Source organism: Streptomyces sp. 150FB (assembly GCF_000818195.1).
In the GTDB taxonomy this organism is placed as follows: Bacteria; Actinomycetota; Actinomycetes; order Streptomycetales; family Streptomycetaceae; genus Streptomyces.
Genome location: NZ_JTHL01000001.1, coordinates 3,014,439 through 3,031,286 on the forward strand (window position 1 = coordinate 3,014,439; position 16,848 = coordinate 3,031,286).

Annotated in this window: 20 protein-coding genes, 1 tRNA gene, 1 pseudogene and 1 riboswitch; of the genes and pseudogenes, 7 read left to right on the forward strand and 15 right to left on the reverse strand. The window is 69.6% G+C overall.

What is annotated here, in order from left to right; genetic code table 11:
* Positions 1-261: 261 nt before the first annotated feature.
* Entirely contained in the window at positions 262-600 is a 339-nt protein-coding gene (locus QR77_RS12765; protein WP_040021761.1) for a co-chaperone GroES, read from the reverse strand.
* A gap of 160 nt (positions 601-760) precedes the next feature.
* Entirely contained in the window at positions 761-1,081 is a 321-nt protein-coding gene (locus tag QR77_RS12770) for a DUF3618 domain-containing protein (RefSeq protein WP_040021763.1), read from the reverse strand.
* Between the two features lie 138 nt (positions 1,082-1,219).
* Here QR77_RS12770 and bcp point away from each other — a divergent pair, with 138 nt between their 5' ends.
* The 4 genes from bcp (at position 1,220) to QR77_RS12790 (ending at position 4,096) form a co-directional block, all read left to right on the forward strand.
* Positions 1,220-1,687 (forward strand): thioredoxin-dependent thiol peroxidase, encoded by a 468-nt coding sequence (bcp, locus tag QR77_RS12775; protein ID WP_040021764.1) that lies wholly within the window; start codon positions 1,220-1,222, stop codon positions 1,685-1,687.
* Between the two features lie 129 nt (positions 1,688-1,816).
* Positions 1,817-3,313, forward strand: coding sequence for an MFS transporter (locus QR77_RS12780; protein ID WP_040021765.1), 1,497 nt, complete (start codon positions 1,817-1,819; stop codon positions 3,311-3,313).
* Between the two features lie 476 nt (positions 3,314-3,789).
* A complete protein-coding gene (locus QR77_RS48590; RefSeq protein WP_236710622.1) occupies positions 3,790-3,966 on the forward strand; it encodes an HNH endonuclease in 177 nt (58 codons plus the stop codon).
* A 46-nt stretch (positions 3,967-4,012) separates the two neighbouring features.
* Positions 4,013-4,096: transfer RNA gene (locus QR77_RS12790), tRNA-Leu, on the forward strand.
* Positions 4,097-4,152: 56 nt separating this feature from the next.
* Here QR77_RS12790 and rdgB read toward each other — a convergent pair.
* The 4 genes and pseudogenes from rdgB to QR77_RS12810 form a co-directional block, all read right to left on the reverse strand.
* Positions 4,153-4,755: an RdgB/HAM1 family non-canonical purine NTP pyrophosphatase gene (rdgB, locus tag QR77_RS12795; RefSeq protein ID WP_040027806.1), complete on the reverse strand. Its 603-nt coding sequence runs from the start codon at positions 4,753-4,755 to the stop codon at positions 4,153-4,155.
* A 52-nt stretch (positions 4,756-4,807) separates the two neighbouring features.
* On the reverse strand, positions 4,808-5,191 hold the full coding sequence (locus QR77_RS12800; RefSeq protein WP_040021766.1) for a hypothetical protein: 384 nt from the start codon (positions 5,189-5,191) through the stop codon (positions 4,808-4,810).
* Positions 5,192-5,312: 121 nt separating this feature from the next.
* Positions 5,313-6,044, reverse strand: a complete 732-nt coding sequence (gene rph, locus QR77_RS12805; protein ID WP_040021768.1) for a ribonuclease PH — start codon at positions 6,042-6,044, stop codon at positions 5,313-5,315.
* A gap of 110 nt (positions 6,045-6,154) precedes the next feature.
* Positions 6,155-6,421 (reverse strand): annotated as a pseudogene (locus QR77_RS12810) (PTS glucose/sucrose transporter subunit IIB); the annotation flags it as partial.
* Between the two features lie 452 nt (positions 6,422-6,873).
* Here QR77_RS12810 and QR77_RS12815 point away from each other — a divergent pair.
* Positions 6,874-8,181 (forward strand): PTS transporter subunit EIIC, encoded by a 1,308-nt coding sequence (locus tag QR77_RS12815; RefSeq protein WP_040021771.1) that lies wholly within the window; start codon positions 6,874-6,876, stop codon positions 8,179-8,181.
* A gap of 123 nt (positions 8,182-8,304) precedes the next feature.
* On the opposite strand, the gene QR77_RS12820 is transcribed toward QR77_RS12815, so the two are convergent.
* On the reverse strand, positions 8,305-9,057 hold the full coding sequence (locus QR77_RS12820) for an MBL fold metallo-hydrolase (RefSeq protein WP_040021773.1): 753 nt from the start codon (positions 9,055-9,057) through the stop codon (positions 8,305-8,307).
* Between the two features lie 187 nt (positions 9,058-9,244).
* On the opposite strand from QR77_RS12820, the gene QR77_RS12825 reads away from it, so the two are divergent.
* Positions 9,245-9,778 carry a type II toxin-antitoxin system PemK/MazF family toxin gene (locus tag QR77_RS12825; RefSeq protein WP_040021775.1) on the forward strand — a complete coding sequence of 178 codons (534 nt, stop codon included), beginning with the start codon at positions 9,245-9,247 and terminating at the stop codon, positions 9,776-9,778.
* A 301-nt stretch (positions 9,779-10,079) separates the two neighbouring features.
* Here QR77_RS12825 and QR77_RS12830 read toward each other — a convergent pair whose 3' ends face one another.
* The 8 genes from QR77_RS12830 to QR77_RS12860 all read right to left on the reverse strand — a co-directional run bounded on the left by QR77_RS12830 (position 10,080) and on the right by QR77_RS12860 (position 15,484).
* On the reverse strand, positions 10,080-11,030 hold the full coding sequence (locus QR77_RS12830; RefSeq protein ID WP_040021777.1) for a cysteine synthase: 951 nt from the start codon (positions 11,028-11,030) through the stop codon (positions 10,080-10,082).
* On the reverse strand, positions 11,030-11,317 hold the full coding sequence (locus tag QR77_RS12835; protein WP_040021779.1) for a MoaD/ThiS family protein: 288 nt from the start codon (positions 11,315-11,317) through the stop codon (positions 11,030-11,032). The genes QR77_RS12830 and QR77_RS12835 overlap by 1 nt, the downstream gene beginning before the upstream one ends.
* 104 nt (positions 11,318-11,421) lie before the next feature.
* The gene (locus QR77_RS49975; protein ID WP_347359777.1) at positions 11,422-11,517 is read right to left on the reverse strand and encodes a putative leader peptide; all 96 of its coding nucleotides are present in this window, start codon (positions 11,515-11,517) and stop codon (positions 11,422-11,424) included.
* A gap of 69 nt (positions 11,518-11,586) precedes the next feature.
* Positions 11,587-12,363: an ABC transporter ATP-binding protein gene (locus tag QR77_RS12840; protein ID WP_040021781.1), complete on the reverse strand. Its 777-nt coding sequence runs from the start codon at positions 12,361-12,363 to the stop codon at positions 11,587-11,589.
* Positions 12,360-13,400, reverse strand: coding sequence for an iron ABC transporter permease (locus QR77_RS12845; RefSeq protein ID WP_040021783.1), 1,041 nt, complete (start codon positions 13,398-13,400; stop codon positions 12,360-12,362). Before QR77_RS12845 ends, QR77_RS12840 begins: the two co-directional genes overlap by 4 nt.
* Before the next feature lie 3 nt (positions 13,401-13,403).
* Complete coding sequence (locus QR77_RS12850) at positions 13,404-14,408, reverse strand: ABC transporter substrate-binding protein (RefSeq protein ID WP_236710624.1); 1,005 nt, start codon at positions 14,406-14,408, stop codon at positions 13,404-13,406.
* 40 nt (positions 14,409-14,448) lie between these two features.
* A riboswitch (cobalamin riboswitch) is annotated at positions 14,449-14,599 on the reverse strand.
* The gene (locus QR77_RS43470; protein WP_040027808.1) at positions 14,572-14,985 is read right to left on the reverse strand and encodes a M67 family metallopeptidase; all 414 of its coding nucleotides are present in this window, start codon (positions 14,983-14,985) and stop codon (positions 14,572-14,574) included. It overlaps the preceding riboswitch by 28 nt.
* Positions 14,986-15,058: 73 nt before the next feature.
* Positions 15,059-15,484, reverse strand: coding sequence for a PPOX class F420-dependent oxidoreductase (locus QR77_RS12860; RefSeq protein ID WP_040021785.1), 426 nt, complete (start codon positions 15,482-15,484; stop codon positions 15,059-15,061).
* 192 nt (positions 15,485-15,676) lie between these two features.
* Between QR77_RS12860 and QR77_RS12865 the strand changes: the two genes are divergently transcribed.
* Entirely contained in the window at positions 15,677-16,519 is an 843-nt protein-coding gene (locus QR77_RS12865) for a TIGR03621 family F420-dependent LLM class oxidoreductase (RefSeq protein WP_040021786.1), read from the forward strand.
* Positions 16,520-16,848 lie beyond the last annotated feature (329 nt).

Here is a 16,848-nt window from a genome sequence, read left to right on the forward strand (position 1 = left end):
CGGCAACAGCAGCGGTACGGGCGACGGAGGCGGCGGCACCGACGGCGGAATCGGCGGCGGCACGAACGGCGGCCCAGGCGGGAACGGGCCGGGAGGCGGAACGTCGAGCTCCGGAGGCACCAACAGCGGCAACGCGCCGGGCGGGCTCCCCAGCTTCACCTAGCGAGCCGCGGGTGAACGCATGAACGGATGAACGGATGAACGGGTGGGCCCGGCGACGAAAACCGCCGGGCACACCCGTTCGCGTACGTGCCGGAACAGCTACAGATACAGCCCGGTGGAGTCCTCGGACCCCTCGAAACGGTCGGCGGCCACCGCGTGCAGATCGCGCTCCCGCATCAGCAGGTACGTCGCACCGCGCACCTCGACCTCGGCCCGGTCCTCGGGGTCGTACAGCACCCGGTCGCCGGGCTCCACGGTGCGTACGTTCTGCCCCACCGCCACCACCTCGGCCCAGGCCAGACGGCGGCCGACCGCGGCCGTCGCCGGAATGACGATGCCGCCGGACGAGCGCCGCTCGCCCTCCGCGCCGTCCATCGCGACCAGCACACGGTCGTGAAGCATCCGGATGGGCAACTTGTCGTGGGTGTTCTCGCTCACGCGCTCAAACTACCTGCCCGCCGCCACGCCGAACGCCACAGGGGGCGTCGAGAGGCCGGGCACCCGGAGACGCAGGTGAGGACACGACAGCCGGGGCGACCGGGATCGAACCCGGCGCCCCGGCTGTCGTAACGCCGGCTCCGTCCCCCGTACGCCCGGCTCAGCTCCGGCGCCGCCGGGACGACAGCGCGAACAGCCCCACCACGGCCACGGCGACCAGCGCCACCGGCACCACACGCTCCAGCCTCGGCGACCCGTCGTCGTCGACGAACTGCGCCTTCACGTCCGACAGCGTCCTGTTCACAGCCACAAACGCACGGCCTGCCGTGCGGTCCACCGTCGAAGCCACCTTGGCCTTCGCGTCGCCGACGACCGTCTTCGGGTGCACCCGCACCCCGATCTCATCAAGCGTCTCGGCAAGCTGCCCGCGCCTGCGGACGATGTCCGCCTCGATCTGCGCAGGGGTCCTTGAATCCGACACCGCGCCGCCTCCGTCGTCGTGTCCGGTAAACCTTCGTCGACAGTCTGTCAGCTCTGTCGCTCCCGCACCCGACGGCACCCCCTATTACGCTCAGGCTGCGTAACCCCTGCCATCCAACCGCACCACGTACGGAGAACCATGAGCGAGCGACTCCAGCCCGGCGACACCGCACCCGCCTTCACCCTCCCCGACGCGGACGGCAACGACGTATCGCTCGCCGACCACAAGGGCCGCAAGGTCATCGTCTACTTCTACCCGGCGGCGCTCACCCCCGGATGCACCAAGCAGGCCTGCGACTTCACGGACAACCTCGACCTGCTGGCCGGCGCCGGCTACGACGTCATCGGTGTGTCGCCCGACATGCCGGAGAAGCTCGCGAAGTTCCGCGAGAAGGAGAACCTCAAGGTCACGCTGGTCGGCGACTCCTCGAAGGAGGTCCTCGAAGCGTACGGAGCGTTCGGCGAGAAGACGATGTACGGAAAGACCGTGACCGGCGTCATCCGGTCCACCGTGATCGTCGACGCGGAGGGACGCGTCGAGCGCGCGCTCTACAACGTGCGGGCGACCGGTCATGTTGCCAAGATCATCAAAGATCTCGGAATCTAGACCCCGAGCGGAGCACGTCAGCAGATTGTGTGACCGAAGTCCCATTTCGGTGGGACTTCGGTTTGCGATCGCCATGGCTGCGCAGAAGGTTTCTTTGGACTGCTTGTCGCCGAGGAAAGGAACCACGCCATGGCCGGCCCGGATCACGACGAGGTCGCCGACCCCGCAGCCGTCAAGCGTCACCCCGCCCTCTTCCGTACGATCCGGCAGCGGAGGAACCCCAAGCTGCGCAGGTCCGACATCACCGTGACGGACGACGCCGCCGTGAAACGCGCCGTCAAGGCGGCGGCGCTCGGTAACGCGATGGAGTGGTACGACTTCGGGATCTACGCCTACCTCGCCGCGACCATCGGACGCGTGTTCTTCCCCTCGGAGAGCCCCACGGTCCAGTTGCTCTCGTCGTTCGCGACCTTTGCGGTCGCGTTCTTCGTACGACCGATCGGCGGCATGGTCCTCGGCCCGATGGGTGACAAGATCGGCCGCAAGAAGATCCTCTCGCTGACGATGCTGATGATGGCGATCGGCACCTTCTGCATCGGACTGATCCCGTCGTTCGACACGATCGGCTTCTGGGCCCCGGTCCTGCTGATCCTCTTCCGCCTGATCCAGGGCTTCTCCACCGGCGGCGAGTACGGGGGCGCCTCGACGTTCATCGCCGAGTACGCGCCCGACAAGCGACGCGGCTACTTCGGCAGCTTCCTGGAGATGGGCACCCTGGCCGGCTACGTCGGCGCGGCCGGCCTGGTGACGCTGCTCACCGAACTGGTCGGCTCCGACGGCCTGGACTCCTGGGCGTGGCGCCTCCCCTATCTGGTGGGCGGGCCGCTCGGGATAGTCGGTCTCTATCTGCGGCTGCGGCTCGACGAGACACCCGCGTTCCAGAAGCTGGAAGCGGGGAACGTCCGCGCCTCGGAGGCCGCCGACCCCGTGGAGACCAGCGCCAAGGGCGACCTCGGGAACATCTTCCGGCGGTACTGGCCGACGCTGATCCTGTGTATCGCGCTGGTCGGCGCCTACAACATCACGGACTACATGCTGCTGTCGTACATGCCGACGTACCTGTCGGACGAACTCGGCTACAGCACGACCCACGGCCTGGTCGTCCTGCTGGGCGTCATGGTCGTCCAGATGCTGGTCATCAACCGGGTGGGCGTGCTGAGCGACCGGTACGGCAGGAAACCCCTGCTGATGGCGGGGATGACCGGCTTCTTCGTCCTCTCGCTCCCGGCGTTCCTGCTGCTCAGGGAGGGCGCGATCTGGGCCGTCATCGTGGGCCTCGCGATGCTGGGAATCTCGCTGGTCTGCCTGCTCGGCACGATGTCGGCGGCGCTGCCCGCGCTGTTCCCGACGGAGGCCAGGTACGGCGGGCTGTCCGTCGGCTACAACCTGTCGGCGTCCATCTTCGGCGGCACGACACCCTTCGTACTCACGGGCCTGATCAGCCTGGCCGGTACGAACCTCATGCCGGCGTTCTACTCGATGGCGGCGGCGCTGGTCGGCGTGATCGCGGTGGCGGTCATGAAGGAGACGGCCAGGCTGCCGCTGGAGGGCTCGCCGCCTTCGGTGGAGACGAGGGAGGAAGCGGCGGCACTGGCGCACGCGCAGGCGCCGGAACCGCGCTTCTGAGATCGGGCGGATCCGGCGGATCCGGCGACCGCCGGGGCGTCCGGAATGCGGAGAATACGGAACGGTTCACTCCACATCTCACCGCATTCCGGACGTTACCTTCCCCCCAGCCGGTTCGTTGCTCCGTACGAGGCCCCGAACGCGCGGCCGGAGACGGGGAAGGCGATGCCTGGCGCTGAGCGCTGCGACCGGTCCCGGCTGGCCGCCGCCGTCAGCGAATCGGTGGGGTGGGCGGATCTGATACGGCGCCTCGGCCTCAACGAAAGCGGCGGTCTGCGCCGCGTCCTCCAGCAGAAGGTCGCCGAACTCGGCCTGGACACCGGCCACTTCAAACGCCACCCCTGGGGGTTGACGCGGGAACGCGCGCCGAAGTCCGTCGCCGTGGAGACTCTCGCCGTACCGCCCGACGGCTCGCCGCGTACCAACCGCGTCCGGCTCCACCGCGCACTCCAGGAGATCGGCGTCCCGTACGCTGCGTGTCGTGTGGCAACACCGGTGAGTTGCTCGGCCGGCCGATCACGCTCCAGATCGACCATGTCAGCGGCGACCAGCTCGACAACCGCGTTGAGAACCTCCGTTACCTGTGCCCGAACTGCCACGCGCTCACCGACACGTGGTGCCGCAGCCGCCCCCGGACCCCGCCCGGCACGTGACCGCCCGCCGCCCCGATCGGCGAAGCGCTACCATAGGTGTAAGCGGGCGGCCGTGTCGTAATTGGCAGCCGAGTCTGATTTAGGGTCAGATGGGAGAAATCCCGTGTGGGTTCGAGTCCCACCGGCCGCACCGAGAACGGATGAGGGCGCGGCCCCGCGCGGTGCGTGGGGCCGCGCCCTTTCGTGTCAGCCCAGCAGCTCCCGTACCACCGGTACCAGCGCGCGGAACGCCTTGCCCCGGTGGCTGATCGCGTTCTTCTCGGCCGGGGTCAGCTCCGCGCAGGTGCGGGTTTCGCCGTTCGGCTGGAGGATCGGGTCGTAGCCGAAGCCGTTGGTGCCCGAGGGCTTGTGGCGTAGTACGCCGCGCAGTTGGCCCTCGACCACCCTCTCCGTGCCGTCCGGGAGGGCCAGTGCCGCCGCGCAGGCGAAGTGGGCCGATCGGTGCGGGGCGTCGATGTCGGACAGTTGGGCCAGGAGCAGGTCGAGGTTGGCCTGGTCGTTGCCGTGGGTGCCCGACCAGCGGGCCGAGAAGATGCCGGGGGCGCCGCCGAGGACGTCGACGCAGAGGCCCGAGTCGTCGGCGACGGCCGGGTGGCCGGTGGCTCGGGCCAGGGCGTGGGCCTTGAGCAGGGCGTTCTCGGCGAAGGTGACCCCGGTTTCCTTGACGTCCGGGATGTCGGGGTACGCGTCGGCGCCGACGAGGTCGTGCGGCAGGCCCGCGTCGGCGAGGATGGCGTTCAGTTCGGTGATTTTCCCGGCGTTGCGGGTGGCGAGGATCAGGCGGGTCATGGCGCCCATTATCCGGCCGCGGGTGAGCGTGCCGGGGAGCGGGCTCAGGGCCTCAGGGTGTGCAGATCTTGCCTATCTCCGCCGCCGCGTCGGTGACCGGTGTCAGGTCCGGGGTTTCGTCGCCCTTGTCGACCGACGTACGGACGTTGTCGACGGCCTTGTCCAGGCGGTCGACCGCCTTGCTGAGGTCGGCGTTGTCCGTCTTGTCGTGGAGCTGGCCCAGTTCGGTGTCGATGTTGCCGAGGGCCTGGTCGACCTGGCCGGGGTCGTTCCCAATGTCGGAGACGGCCTGCTGGAGGTCGTTGACGTTGCCCGCTATGGCGTCGGCCGTCTGTACGCAGTCCAGCGCCTTGTCGAGGGCTCCGCAGCCGACGGCCGTGGTGAGCGCGAACAAGGTGGCGGTGATGACTGCCGCGGTGCGTGGGCGCGATGCCATGAACCGGTCCCTCCCCAGGAGTTGGAATATGGACGGGCGCACGGTTCGGCCCGTACGCCCGTATCCATGGAGACGTCTGAGGGGGTTTCTTGGTTCCTTCTTTACCTGCGCGTGAGCTGGATCAGAGGGTCTGGCCGAGTGCGGCGCGCTGGATCTCGGCGAGGTCGACGCAGCCGGCGGTGGCGAGGTCGAGCAGCGCGTTCAGCTCTTTGCGGTCGAACGGCTCGGCCTCGGCGGTGCCCTGGACCTCGACGAAGCGGCCGTCGCCGGTGCAGACGACGTTCATGTCGGTCTCGGCGCGGACGTCTTCCTCGTAGCAGAGGTCGAGGAGCGGCGCGCCGTCGACGATGCCGACGCTGACGGCGGCGACCGTGCCGGTCAGGGGCTGGCGGCCGGCCCTGACGATCTTCTTGCCCTGGGCCCAGACGATGGCGTCGGCGAGGGCGACGTACGCGCCGGTGATGGCGGCGGTGCGGGTGCCGCCGTCGGCCTGGAGTACGTCGCAGTCGAGGACGATGGTGTTCTCGCCGAGGGCCTTGTAGTCGATGACGGCGCGCAGGGACCGGCCGATGAGGCGGCTGATCTCGTGGGTGCGGCCGCCGATCTTGCCGCGTACGGATTCGCGGTCGCCGCGGGTGTTGGTGGCGCGGGGCAGCATCGAGTATTCGGCGGTGACCCAGCCTTCGCCGCTGCCTTTGCGCCAGCGGGGGACGCCTTCGGTGACGGAGGCGGTGCAGAAGACTTTGGTGTCGCCGAAGGCGATGAGGACGGAGCCCTCGGCGTGCTTGCTCCATCCGCGTTCGATGGTGACCGGGCGGAGCTGTTCGGGGGTGCGGCCGTCGATTCGAGACATGCCCTTGAGCCTATCGGGACATGGGTGGGGGCCCGATCCGGTGGTACGGATCGGGCCCCTGCCAGGTGAGGACCGTGGTATGCGGGCCGCTGCCCTGCCGGGCAGCCCGGTTACATCATGTCTTCGATGTCGGCGGCGAGCGGGTCGGCGTCGGTGCCGACGACGACCTGGATCGCGGTGCCCATCTTGACGACGCCGTGGGCTCCGGCGGCTTTGAGGGCGGCCTCGTCGACGAGGGAGGGGTCGATGACTTCGGTGCGGAGGCGGGTGATGCAGCCTTCGACCTCTTCGATGTTCTCGAGGCCGCCGAGCCCGGCGACGATTTTCTCAGCCTTGGTGGCCATGTCTTTCTCCCTGACTCTCTTAACCGCTCTGTCAACCCGCTCTGTCCCCGGCCTGGCACCCTGTCCGCTGTCGGCCTGCCGTCGGGCATCCTGAGCTTACCCCAACTGGTCTACACCAGTTCGGGAGCGGACATCCGTCCCGGCCCTCCCCGAGCGGGAACCGGAAGAGACCCGATCAGCATTGAGCGGGGCGGCCCTCAGGGCGTAACTTGATGGTCGACCCGGTCGGAAAACGCGAACCGGAACCCGACGGACACCCCTCCCGTTCCCCCGCTTCCGGGGCTTGGTCACGCTTTGGACGCGAAGTCCAGGAGCCGCCTTTTTGCAGGTTCCTCATCCGCATCACCCCGTGCTACAACTGGTCTACACCACTCGATTGGTGTAGACCACGTGGCGTTGTGCACGCCGCGTCCCTTTCTGCTGACGCCGCCACCCCCCTTTGCTGTGCCCTGCCAAGGCGGCGCCGTGCCTACCGGAGGAAGTTGATGAGTACGGCCACCACCCAGGAGGCGGCGCCCGCGAAGAAGCGGGGTGCCGGTGTGTTCCAAGGTCTGCAGAAGGTCGGTCGCAGCCTTCAGCTCCCGATCGCCGTTCTCCCGGCGGCGGGCATCCTGAACCGTCTCGGCCAGCCCGATGTCTTCGGCGACAACGGTCTGGGCTGGGACAACGTTGCCAAGGTCTTCGCGGGCGCCGGCGGCATGCTGCTGGACGCCTCCCTCGGGCTGCCGCTGCTCTTCTGCATCGGTGTCGCGATCGGCTTCGCGAAGAAGTCGGACGGCTCGACCGCGCTGGCCGCGGTGGTCGGATTCTTCACTTATTACGCCGTGATCCACCAGTTCCCGATCGACAAGGGACACGAGGGCGCGACCTTCATATCCACCGGGCTGCTCAGCGGGGCCTGGCAGAAGGGCAGCGTGGTCACTTCTGCCGACTTCCAGAACCCGGGTGTGCTGGGCGGGATCATCCTCGGCCTGCTGACCGCGGTGCTGTGGCAGCGCTTCCACCGCACCCGGCTCGTCGACTGGCTGGGCTTCTTCAACGGCCGCCGGCTCGTACCGATCATCATGGCCTTCGTGGGCACGGCGCTCGGCGTGATCGCCGTACTCGGCTGGGCCCCCATCGGCAATGTGATCACCAGCTTCGGCGAGTGGATCACCGGTCTCGGCTCCCTGGGCGCCGGGCTGTTCGGCCTGATCAACCGTGGTCTGATCCCGATCGGCATGCACCAGTTCGTCAACACCGTGTCGTGGTTCCAGCTCGGTGACTACACGAACGCCGCCGGAGTCGTCTCGCACGGTGACCTCAACCGGTTCTTCGCCGGCGACCCGACGGCCGGACAGTTCATGTCCGGCTTCTTCCCGATCATGATGTTCGGTCTGCCCGCCGCCGCGCTCGCCATGGCGCACACCGCGCGCCCGGAGCGCCGCAAGGCCGTCATGGGCATGATGATCTCGCTGGCGCTGACCTCGTTCGTCACGGGTGTGACGGAGCCGATCGAGTTCTCGTTCATGTTCATCGCGCCGCTGCTGTACGTGATCCACGCGGTCCTCACCGCGATATCCATGGCGGTCACCTGGGCGCTCGGTGTCCATGCGGGCTTCTCGTTCTCCGCGGGGCTGATCGACTATCTGCTGAACTGGCACCTCGCGACCAAGCCATGGATCATCATCCCGGTGGGTCTTGTGTTCGGGGTGATCTACTACGTGGTCTTCCGCTTCGCGATCGTCAAGTTCAACCTGAAGACCCCCGGCCGCGAGCCGGAGGAAGAGGTCGAGGACCTCACGAAGGCGTAGCCGTACGGGGAGCTGTACGAGGTGGCGCGTGCCGCGCGGCGACCGGTGATTCACGCCGGTTGCCGCGCGGCACGCGGCTGTTACGGACCAGGGGTACGGGGCCGTGGCGCCGCTGGCGCCGCGTCAGATCTCGTAGACGGCGCCGGGAGCGGCCAGCTCCGAAGGGCCGTCGTACACCGCGCGCGCGTCGGCGAGATTGCGCTGCGCGTCCGTCCACGGCGGGACGTGCGTCAGGACCAGCCGGCGCGCGCCCGCGCGTACGGCGTGCTCGCCGGCCTCGTGGCCGTTGAGGTGCAGGCCCGCGATGTCTTCCTTGCCGTAGGTGAAGGCCGCTTCGCAGAGGAACAGGTCGGTGTCCTCGGCCAGCTCGACCAGCGGCTCGCAGGCGCCGGTGTCACCGGAGTACGTGAGGGAACGGCCGCCGTGCTCGACCCGGATGCCGAAGGTGTCGACGGGGTGCGCGACCTTCTCCGTACGGACCGAGAAGGGGCCGATCTCGAACGAGCCCGGCTTGAGCGTGTGGAAGTCGAAGACCTCGCTCATGGACTTGTCCGTGGGGGTGTCGGCGTACGCGGTGGTGAGCCGCTGCTCGGTGCCTTCGGGGCCGTATACGGGGATCGCGTCGCAGCGACCGCCCTCGAACCGGTAGTACCGGGCGACGAAGTACGCGCACATGTCAATGCAGTGGTCCGCGTGGAGGTGGCTCAGAAAGATGGCGTCGAGGTCGTAGAGACCGACATGGCGCTGCAGCTCGCCCAGGGCGCCGTTGCCCATGTCGAGGAGCAGCCTGAAGCCGTCGGCCTCGACGAGGTAGCTCGAGCAGGCCGATCCCACGGCGGGGAACGAGCCCGAGCAGCCGACGACGGTGAGCTTCATGGAGCGTGAACCTCCGTGGCGTGGAAGGGGGGCGACGGGGGTCGTGCAGGTTTGTCGAGCCTAAGGCGGGAAACGGCTGGTCGCCCCTCCACAACGGTCTGTTGTGGGGGAACTCACCCGCGCTGTCACCGGTTCGGATGGACCTTGGGCGTAGGGGTGGCTGGAAGCGACGGGTACGTTCGACCGTATGGACACGTGGTGGTGGGGCGCGCTGGTCGTCGTGGTGGTGCTGGCGCTGATCGCGACGCTGGTGGACGGCAGGGGGCGGAGCCCGCGTCCGCCGAAGCGTCGGCGTGGGCCGGGGGGTCGGGCGGGGGCGGGTCCTGGGCGGGGTACGGGCGCGGGCGCGGGCCGGGGCGGTACGGACGCCGGCGCGGGCCGGGGCGGTACGGGTACTCGTACCGGTACGAGGGGCAGGCCGCTGGCCGGGGAGATCTGGTGGGCCAATGTGCCGTTCGAGGACGGGCCCGGGTCGAAGGACCGACCGTGCCTGGTGCTGTCGGTACGGGGTGGTACGGCGCGGGTCGCGAAGATCACGACCAAGCAGCATGACGGGCGGGACGGGGTGATCGCTCTGCCGGCGGGCGCGGTGGGGGACGCGCGGGGGCGGTTGAGCTTTCTGGAGACGGGTGAGGTGCGGGAGGTGCGGGTGCGGGAGTTCCGGCGGCGGGTGGGGGCGGCGGACGCGGAGGTGTGGTCGCGGGTGCGGCACCTGGGGTGACGGTCGCCTCGCGGCGGGCGGCCGTGGTGGTGGTCGCGGTCCGTGCCGAACCGTGCCGGTGCGGGGCGGTGCCGAGGGGCGGGGCGGTGTGTTCTGTGCGGCGGTCGTGGTGCCGGGGGCCGGGGCCTCCGGGGGCACATGTCCGGACGTGTGATTTACGGCGTCGTGACCCCGGATGTTCTGCCTGGGGCGGTCATGCGCCACAAATCTCACGTTAGCGTCCGGACACGTACCTCCTGCGGCCCCGTCCCCCTCCGTCGCCGGTGGCCTCCGCCGCTCTTCCGTCGCCCTTGGCTTTCGTCTACGCCCAGAGTTGGCCCTGTAGCGTTTCTATGGCCTCTTCTGTGGTTGGCGCTGTGTAGACGCCCGTTGAGAGGTACTTCCAGCCGCCGTCCGCCACTATGAAGACGATGTCGGCCGGGTCCCCTGCCTTGAGTGACTTGTTGCCCACTCCTATGGCCGCGTGCAGGGCGGCGCCTGTGGAGATTCCCGCGAAGATGCCCTCCTGTTGGAGGAGTTCGCGGGTGCGGGTGATCGCGTCCGCCGAGCCCACCGAGAAGCGGGTTGTCAGGACCGATGCGTCGTAGAGCTCGGGGACGAAGCCCTCGTCCAGGTTGCGCAGGCCGTAGACCACGTCGTCGTAACGTGGTTCGGCGGCGACGATGCGGATGTCGGGCTTCTGTTCGCGCAGGTAGCGGCCGACGCCCATCAGGGTGCCCGTGGTGCCCAGGCCCGCGACGAAGTGGGTGATGGACGGCAGGTCGGTGAGGATTTCGGGGCCCGTGGTGGCGTAGTGGGCGCCCGCGTTGTCGGGGTTGCCGTACTGGTAGAGCATCACCCAGGAGGGGTTCTCGGCCGCGAGTTCCTTGGCGACGCGTACCGCTGTGTTGGAGCCGCCGGCCGCCGGGGACGAGACGATCTCGGCGCCCCACATGGTGAGCAGGTCGCGGCGTTCCTGGGAGGTGTTCTCCGGCATGACACAGACGATGTTGTAGCCCTTGAGCTTCGCCGCCATGGCCAGTGAGATGCCGGTGTTGCCGCTGGTCGGCTCCAGGATGGTGCAGCCGGGGGTGAGCCTGCCGTCCTTCTCGGCCTGTTCGACCATGTGGAGGGCGGGGCGGTCCTTGACCGAACCGGTGGGGTTGCGGTCCTCCAGCTTCGCCCAGATCCGGACGTCGTCCGACGGCGAGAGCCGTGGGAGGCGTACCAGAGGGGTGTTGCCGACCGCGGCCAGCGGGGTGTCGTACCGCATCAGACAGCGCCGCCGGCTACCGCCGGGAGGATCGTGACGCTGTCGCCGTCGGCGAGTTTGGTGGTGACGCCGTCGAGGAAGCGCACGTCCTCGTCGTTGAGGTAGACGTTCACGAAGCGGCGCAACTGGTTGTCCTTGGCCGGGTCGACCAGGCGCTCCCGGATGCCCGCGTGGCGGGTTTCGAGGTCGGCGAACAGGTCGGCGAGGGTGTCGCCGCTGCCTTCGACGGCCTTCGCGCCGTCGGTGTAGGTGCGGAGGATGGTCGGGATGCGGACCTCGATGGCCATGACGTGGGCTCCTGTCGGGAGGGGGCTGGCTCGCGCGCGGCTCTGGGCCCCCGCGCTAGGGGGTGGTGCGGACTGGGCGGTCGTTCAAGCCGTTGGCCGGCCGTTCACAGCGCACTTGCGAGGCGGCACAGGTCCACGTGCAGCCGCGCCACGAGCAGCGGGGTGCTCGGCGTCTTCTCGCTCACGTCCTGGCAAACCATGCGGTCATCGTATCGATTCCCGGTTCACATCCCGATATGCGGTCTCGCCTGCTGGGCGGATCGTGTTCGTCAGGCGGACGGCGGCAGGTAGGTGACGGTGGGCGCGCCGGTCGCGGGGTGTGTGCTGACCTCGGCGGTCACTCCGTAGACGGCCTTGAGGAGGTCGGGTGTGAGGACCTCTGGTGGGGTGCCGGAGGCGACGATCCGGCCCTCCTGGAGGACGTAAATGCGGTCGCAGTAGTAGGCGGCGAGGTTGAGGTCGTGGAGGGCGAGGAGGTTGGTGGTGCCGGATTTCCTGATGAGGGTGAGGATGCCGAGCTGATAGCGGATGTCGAGGTGGTTGGTGGGTTCGTCGAGTACGAGCAGGGCCGGCTCTTGTACGAGGGCGCGGGCGACGAGGGCGCGTTGGCGTTCGCCGCCGGAGAGGGAGGGGAAGGCGCGGTTCGCGAGGGTGGTGATGCCGACGCGTGCGAGGGCGGTGTCGGCGAGGGCGGTGTCGGCGGCGGTGTCGGCTTCCCAGAAGCGTTTGTGCGGGGAGCGGCCCATGGCGACGACTTCGCGGACGGTGAGTTCGAAGTCGGTCGCTCCGTCCTGCGGGACGGTGGCGAGGCGCCGGGCGCGGGTTCTGGGGGTCATGGCGTGCAGGTCGTCGCCGTCGAGCAGGGCGCGGCCGTGGGTGGGGCGCAGCGCGCCGTAGACGCAGCGCAGGAGGGTCGTCTTGCCGCTGCCGTTGGGGCCGACGAGTCCTACGGTCTCCCCGGGCGCGGCGGTGAGGTCGACGTGGTTGACGAGGTGGCGGCCTGCCGTCTCGTAGCTGAGGTCCTCGACGCTGAGTGTGGCCGTCACAGCGGTGCTCCTTCGGGGCGGCGGCGCATCATCCACAGGAAGGCGGGTCCGCCGATGAGTGCGGTGAGGATGCCGACGGGGATGTCCTGCGGGGCGGCGACGGTGCGGGCTGCGAGGTCGGCGACGACGAGTACGACGGCTCCGCCGAGGGCGGCGACGGGCAGGAGCCGGCGGTGGGGCGCGCCGACGGCCATGCGGGCCGCGTGCGGTACGAGCAGTCCGACGAAGCCGACGGCGCCGCTCGCCGCGACCATGACGCCGGTGACGAGGGAGGCGAGGACGAAGACGGCGGCCCGGAAGCGGGCGGCGTCGAGGCCGAGGACGGTCGCGCCTTCCTCTCCCAGCAGCAGCAGGTCGAGCGGCCGGGCGAGGGCCATGAGCAGGATGGTGCCGGCTGTGAGGACGGCGCCGGGCAGGATCAGGGTGCCCCAGCGGGCGCTGCCGAGGCCGCCGAGCGTCCAGTAGAGGGCTTCCTGGAACTGTTCGGGCCGCGCCGAGACCACGAGGACGAGGGTGGTGAGCGCGGAGAGGATGTACGAGACGGCGACCCCGGCGAGGACGAGCCGGCCGCCGGTCATGGTGCCGCCGCGCCGGGCGAGGCCGTACACCAGCGCGAGTGCGAGGAGTGAGCCGAGGAAGGCGGCGGTGGGCATGGCGACGGTGGTGGTGACGCCGCCGCCGATGCCGAGGACCAGCACCAGGACGGCTCCGGCTGAGGCCCCTGAGGAGATGCCGAGGAGGAAGGGGTCGGCGAGCCGGTTGCGTACGAGGGCCTGGAGGACGGTGCCGACGACGGCGAGCCCGGCCCCGACGATCGCGCCGAGCAGGACGCGTGGCAGCCGTACGTCCAGCACGATGGTGCGCGAGGGGCTCGGCGCCGCGCGTCCCAGGAGGACGGTGACGACTTCGGCGGGCGGGACGCGTACGGAGCCGAGGGCGAGGCCCGCGACGACGGCGACGGCGAGTGCGGCGGTGAGGCAGCCGAGTACGAGGGCGTGCCTGAGCCGCCCGTGGACGGGCGGGGGTGGGCCGGGCACGGCTTACTTCACGGTTCCGGGATGGAGTTGGGCGGCGAGCTTCGCCACGGCGTCGGGGGCGCGGACGCCGAGGACGACGTTGGAGAGCGGCAGGACGGCGAATCGTTTGTTCTTGATCGCCGGTACGTCCTGGAGGACCGAGTCGTCGAGGAGCCGCTTCTCCTTCTGGGCGACGGTGGTCGTGCCGTAGTCGAGGATGACGATCGCGTCGGGCTCCCGGGCGACGACCTGTTCCCAGGTGGCGTCGCCGAACGACTTGTCGAGGTCGGCGAAGACGTTGCGGCCGCCGGCGCGGGTGATCAGGTCGTTGCCGATGCCTGTGCCGCCGGCCGTGAACGCGGTCTTGTCCCCGCTGTCGTAGACGAAGACGGAGAGCGGCTTGACGTTCTTCAGCCGGGTGGCGGCGTCGGCGACGGTGGTGCGCGCCTGGGCGATCCAGCGGTCGGCCCGGTCACGGACGCCGAAGGTCCTGCCGACCTCTTCGACCTCCTGGTAGACGTCGTCCATGGTGCCCTTGGCGCAGTTCTCCAGGTTGAGCCGGGTGTCGATGCCGGATCCGGCGAGGTCGTCGCGGCCCCGGCCGTCCTTGGCGTCGAAGGCGCTGGAGTAGCCGCCGTAGACGAAGTCGGGATCGGCGGCGAGGAGCTTCTCCTTGGAGGGGTACTCCTTGGCGAGCACGGGGACGCTTCCGTACGCCTTCTCGTAGGCGGGGGAGATCGTGTCGTCCAGGTAGGCGGTGCCGACCATGGACTTCTGGAGGCCGAGCGCGAGCATGACCTCGGTGGCGTGCTGGTTCAGGGTGACCGCGCGCCGGGGAGGGGCCTGATAGGTGGTTTTCACACCGCAGTTGGTGACGGTGTACGGGAAGCCGGGCGCGGACTTCGCGGGTGCGGCCTTCGCGTCGGGGGCCGGGGGCGTGGCGCCGCAGGCGGTGAACGGGAGAAGTACGGCGGGCACGGCGACGGCTATGAGCGCACGGCGACGGAGCTGCCTGGGCAGGACTGGCACGGCTGGGGCCTCCTCCGGGGGATTTCCGCGTCCCCTGGGTGGTGGGAGAAGGGCGGCAGGTCAGTTCCTGGCTGCCAAGCGGAACGCTTGGTCACAGTGGCGGGACCGCGCCGGAATCGCACCGGCTTCCTGGGGCCTGCCGCCTCGGGTGGGCGCCAGTCTCTCAGACGACCTGCACGTCCTCCTCCGTGACCTCGCCTTCCACGATCCGGTACGAGCGGAACTGGAAGGGGCCCGCGCCGTCGGTGTCGGCGGTGGACACGAGGACGTAGTGGGCGCCCGGCTCGTTGGCGTAGGTGATGTCCGTACGCGACGGATAGGCCTCGGTGGCGGTGTGCGAGTGGTAGATGATCACCGGGTCCTCGTCGCGGTCGTCCAGCTCGCGGTAGAGCTTGAGCAGGTCCGCCGAGTCGAACTCGTAGAAGGTGGGCGAGCGTGCGGCGTTGAGCATGGGGATGAAACGCTCGGGCCGGCCGGTGCCGGCGGGGCCCGCGATGACACCGCAGGCCTCGTCGGGGTGGTCACGGCGGGCGTGCTCGACGATCTGGTCGTGCAGGTCCTGGGTAATGGTCAGCATGGTCGCCAATATAAAACGGCCGGTGGGTGGACCGCGGGGACGTCCATGAGCCGTCGGGCGGGACCGCGGACGTCTACGAGCCGTCGGGGACCCAGCCGTACGCGCGGGTCAGCGGCAGCCTGACGAGGAGCCTGCCCTCGGAGACCATCGCCTGGCGGTACTCGTCCCAGTCCGGGTGTTCGCCGGCCAGGGCGCGGTAGTACTCGACGAGTTGGTCCACGACGTCGTCGTCGGGCGCCGCGGAGACGGCGGTCAGCTCGGCGTCGCCCTCACCCACGGCGTACGCGCCGAGGTCCGAGGTCGTCACGTAGAGGCTGGCGCGGGGGTCGCGGCGCAGGTTGCGGGTCTTGGCGCGGGTGTCGGTGACGGAGATCAGCGCGACGCGGGTGGCCGGGTCCCACTGGTACCCGATGTTGGACAACTGGGGCCGTCCGTCGCGCTTCTGCGTCGTGAGGACGGCGGTGCGGGTGGTGCCGAAGAGGTTCCACGGATCGCTCATGGGGCGACGCTACCGCTCCCCGGCCGGGGTCCTGGGTACGACGCCGTCGCTGTTCTCGGACCAGGCAGAACTTTCGCTGATGCATAAGCGGTCATAAGGTGATATTTGCCACGGGGAATGAACGCAATAGTGGTGGCGCACGTGGTATGTCCAGAGCCAGAACGGCTCACCCGCTCAGCACGAAGGACTGTCATGACCAACCTCCCGTTCCGTTTCGGCGTCAGTCTGTTCAATGTCGGCTCCCGGTCGGCCTGGCGCGCACGGGTGCGTGAGGTGGAGAGCCTCGGGTACGACGTGCTCCAGGTCGCCGACCACCTGGGCCTGGCCGCGCCGTTCCCGGCGCTGGTGGCGGCGGCCGACGTGACGAGCATGCGGCTGGGCACGTTCGTGCTCAACGCGGGCATCCTCTCCCCCACGTACCTGGCGCGGGACGTCGCCGACGTCCACCGCCTCACCGACGGGCGGCTTGAGCTGGGGCTCGGCGCGGGGTATGTGCCGGCGGAGTTCGAGGCGGTCGGCGTGCCGTTCGGCACGCCCGGGGAGCGGCTGCGCAAGCTGGAGTCGACGCTGGCGGCCACGCGTGCGCTGCTGGCCGCGGAGGACGACAGCCCGGTGCCGCCGATCATGCTGGGCGGCGCGGGCGACCGCATGCTGCGTCTCGCCGCCCGCGAGGCCGACATCTTCAGCTTCTCGATCGCGGCCGGGATGACGGCGGGGCTGGCCCCGGAGGACGCGCTCGCGCGCCGCGTCACGCTGCTGCGGGAGGCGGCCGGGGACCGCTTCGGCAGCATCGAGCTGAACCTGTTCATCGCGGCGGTGGGCGACAGCGTGGACAAGCTGGACCTCAAGATCATCCGCGATGCGAGCGGGCTGGGCGACGAGCAGCTCACGCAGTTGCCGGGGGTGCTGGTGGGGTCGCCGCGCGAGATCGCGGACCAGTTGGTGCGGTACCGGGAGGAGTTCGGCATCAGCTATATCAGCGTGCTGGAGCCGCACATGGCCGCGTTCGCGGCGGTGATCAAGCAGTTGCGTTAACGTGCGGGGCCGTGGTCTGGGCGGTGCGGTGGTTGCGGCCGGGTCTTGGTTGCGGTCGCGGTTTCGGTGCCGGGCGCCGGGGCCTCCGGAGGCACATGTCCGGACGTGTGATTTACGGCGTCGTCACCGCGGAACGCGTTGCCTGAGGCGGTTGTGCGCCACAAATCTCACGTTAGCGTCCGGACACGTACCTCCTGCGACCCCGTCACCCTCCGTCGCCCGTGGCCGGACCCGTAACGCCGCGCCCGGGGCGGTCGGTGCGGGGTTCCCGCGGGTGAAGGGGGGGGCGCGCAGGGGTGGTGTCCGGGATACTAAAGCGTGATTTGCGG

Bases quoted from the DNA above. Each gene is read 5' to 3' on its own strand.
- QR77_RS12825 (WP_040021775.1), top strand. From the start codon at position 9,245: ATGGACACGTGGTGGTGGGGCGCGCTGGTCGTCGTGGTGGTGCTGGCG.
- QR77_RS12835 (WP_040021779.1), bottom strand. From the start codon at position 11,317: ATGGCCATCGAGGTCCGCATCCCGACCATCCTCCGCACCTACACCGAC.
- QR77_RS12800 (WP_040021766.1), bottom strand. From the start codon at position 5,191: ATGGCATCGCGCCCACGCACCGCGGCAGTCATCACCGCCACCTTGTTC.
- bcp (WP_040021764.1), top strand. From the start codon at position 1,220: ATGAGCGAGCGACTCCAGCCCGGCGACACCGCACCCGCCTTCACCCTC.
- QR77_RS12780 (WP_040021765.1), top strand. From the start codon at position 1,817: ATGGCCGGCCCGGATCACGACGAGGTCGCCGACCCCGCAGCCGTCAAG.
- QR77_RS43470 (WP_040027808.1), bottom strand. From the start codon at position 14,985: ATGCTGACCATTACCCAGGACCTGCACGACCAGATCGTCGAGCACGCC.
- QR77_RS49975 (WP_347359777.1), bottom strand. From the start codon at position 11,517: ATGGTTTGCCAGGACGTGAGCGAGAAGACGCCGAGCACCCCGCTGCTC.
- QR77_RS12865 (WP_040021786.1), top strand. From the start codon at position 15,677: ATGACCAACCTCCCGTTCCGTTTCGGCGTCAGTCTGTTCAATGTCGGC.
- QR77_RS12815 (WP_040021771.1), top strand. From the start codon at position 6,874: ATGAGTACGGCCACCACCCAGGAGGCGGCGCCCGCGAAGAAGCGGGGT.
- QR77_RS12820 (WP_040021773.1), bottom strand. From the start codon at position 9,057: ATGAAGCTCACCGTCGTCGGCTGCTCGGGCTCGTTCCCCGCCGTGGGA.
- QR77_RS12860 (WP_040021785.1), bottom strand. From the start codon at position 15,484: ATGAGCGATCCGTGGAACCTCTTCGGCACCACCCGCACCGCCGTCCTC.
- rph (WP_040021768.1), bottom strand. From the start codon at position 6,044: ATGTCTCGAATCGACGGCCGCACCCCCGAACAGCTCCGCCCGGTCACC.
- QR77_RS12830 (WP_040021777.1), bottom strand. From the start codon at position 11,030: ATGCGGTACGACACCCCGCTGGCCGCGGTCGGCAACACCCCTCTGGTA.
- rdgB (WP_040027806.1), bottom strand. From the start codon at position 4,755: ATGACCCGCCTGATCCTCGCCACCCGCAACGCCGGGAAAATCACCGAA.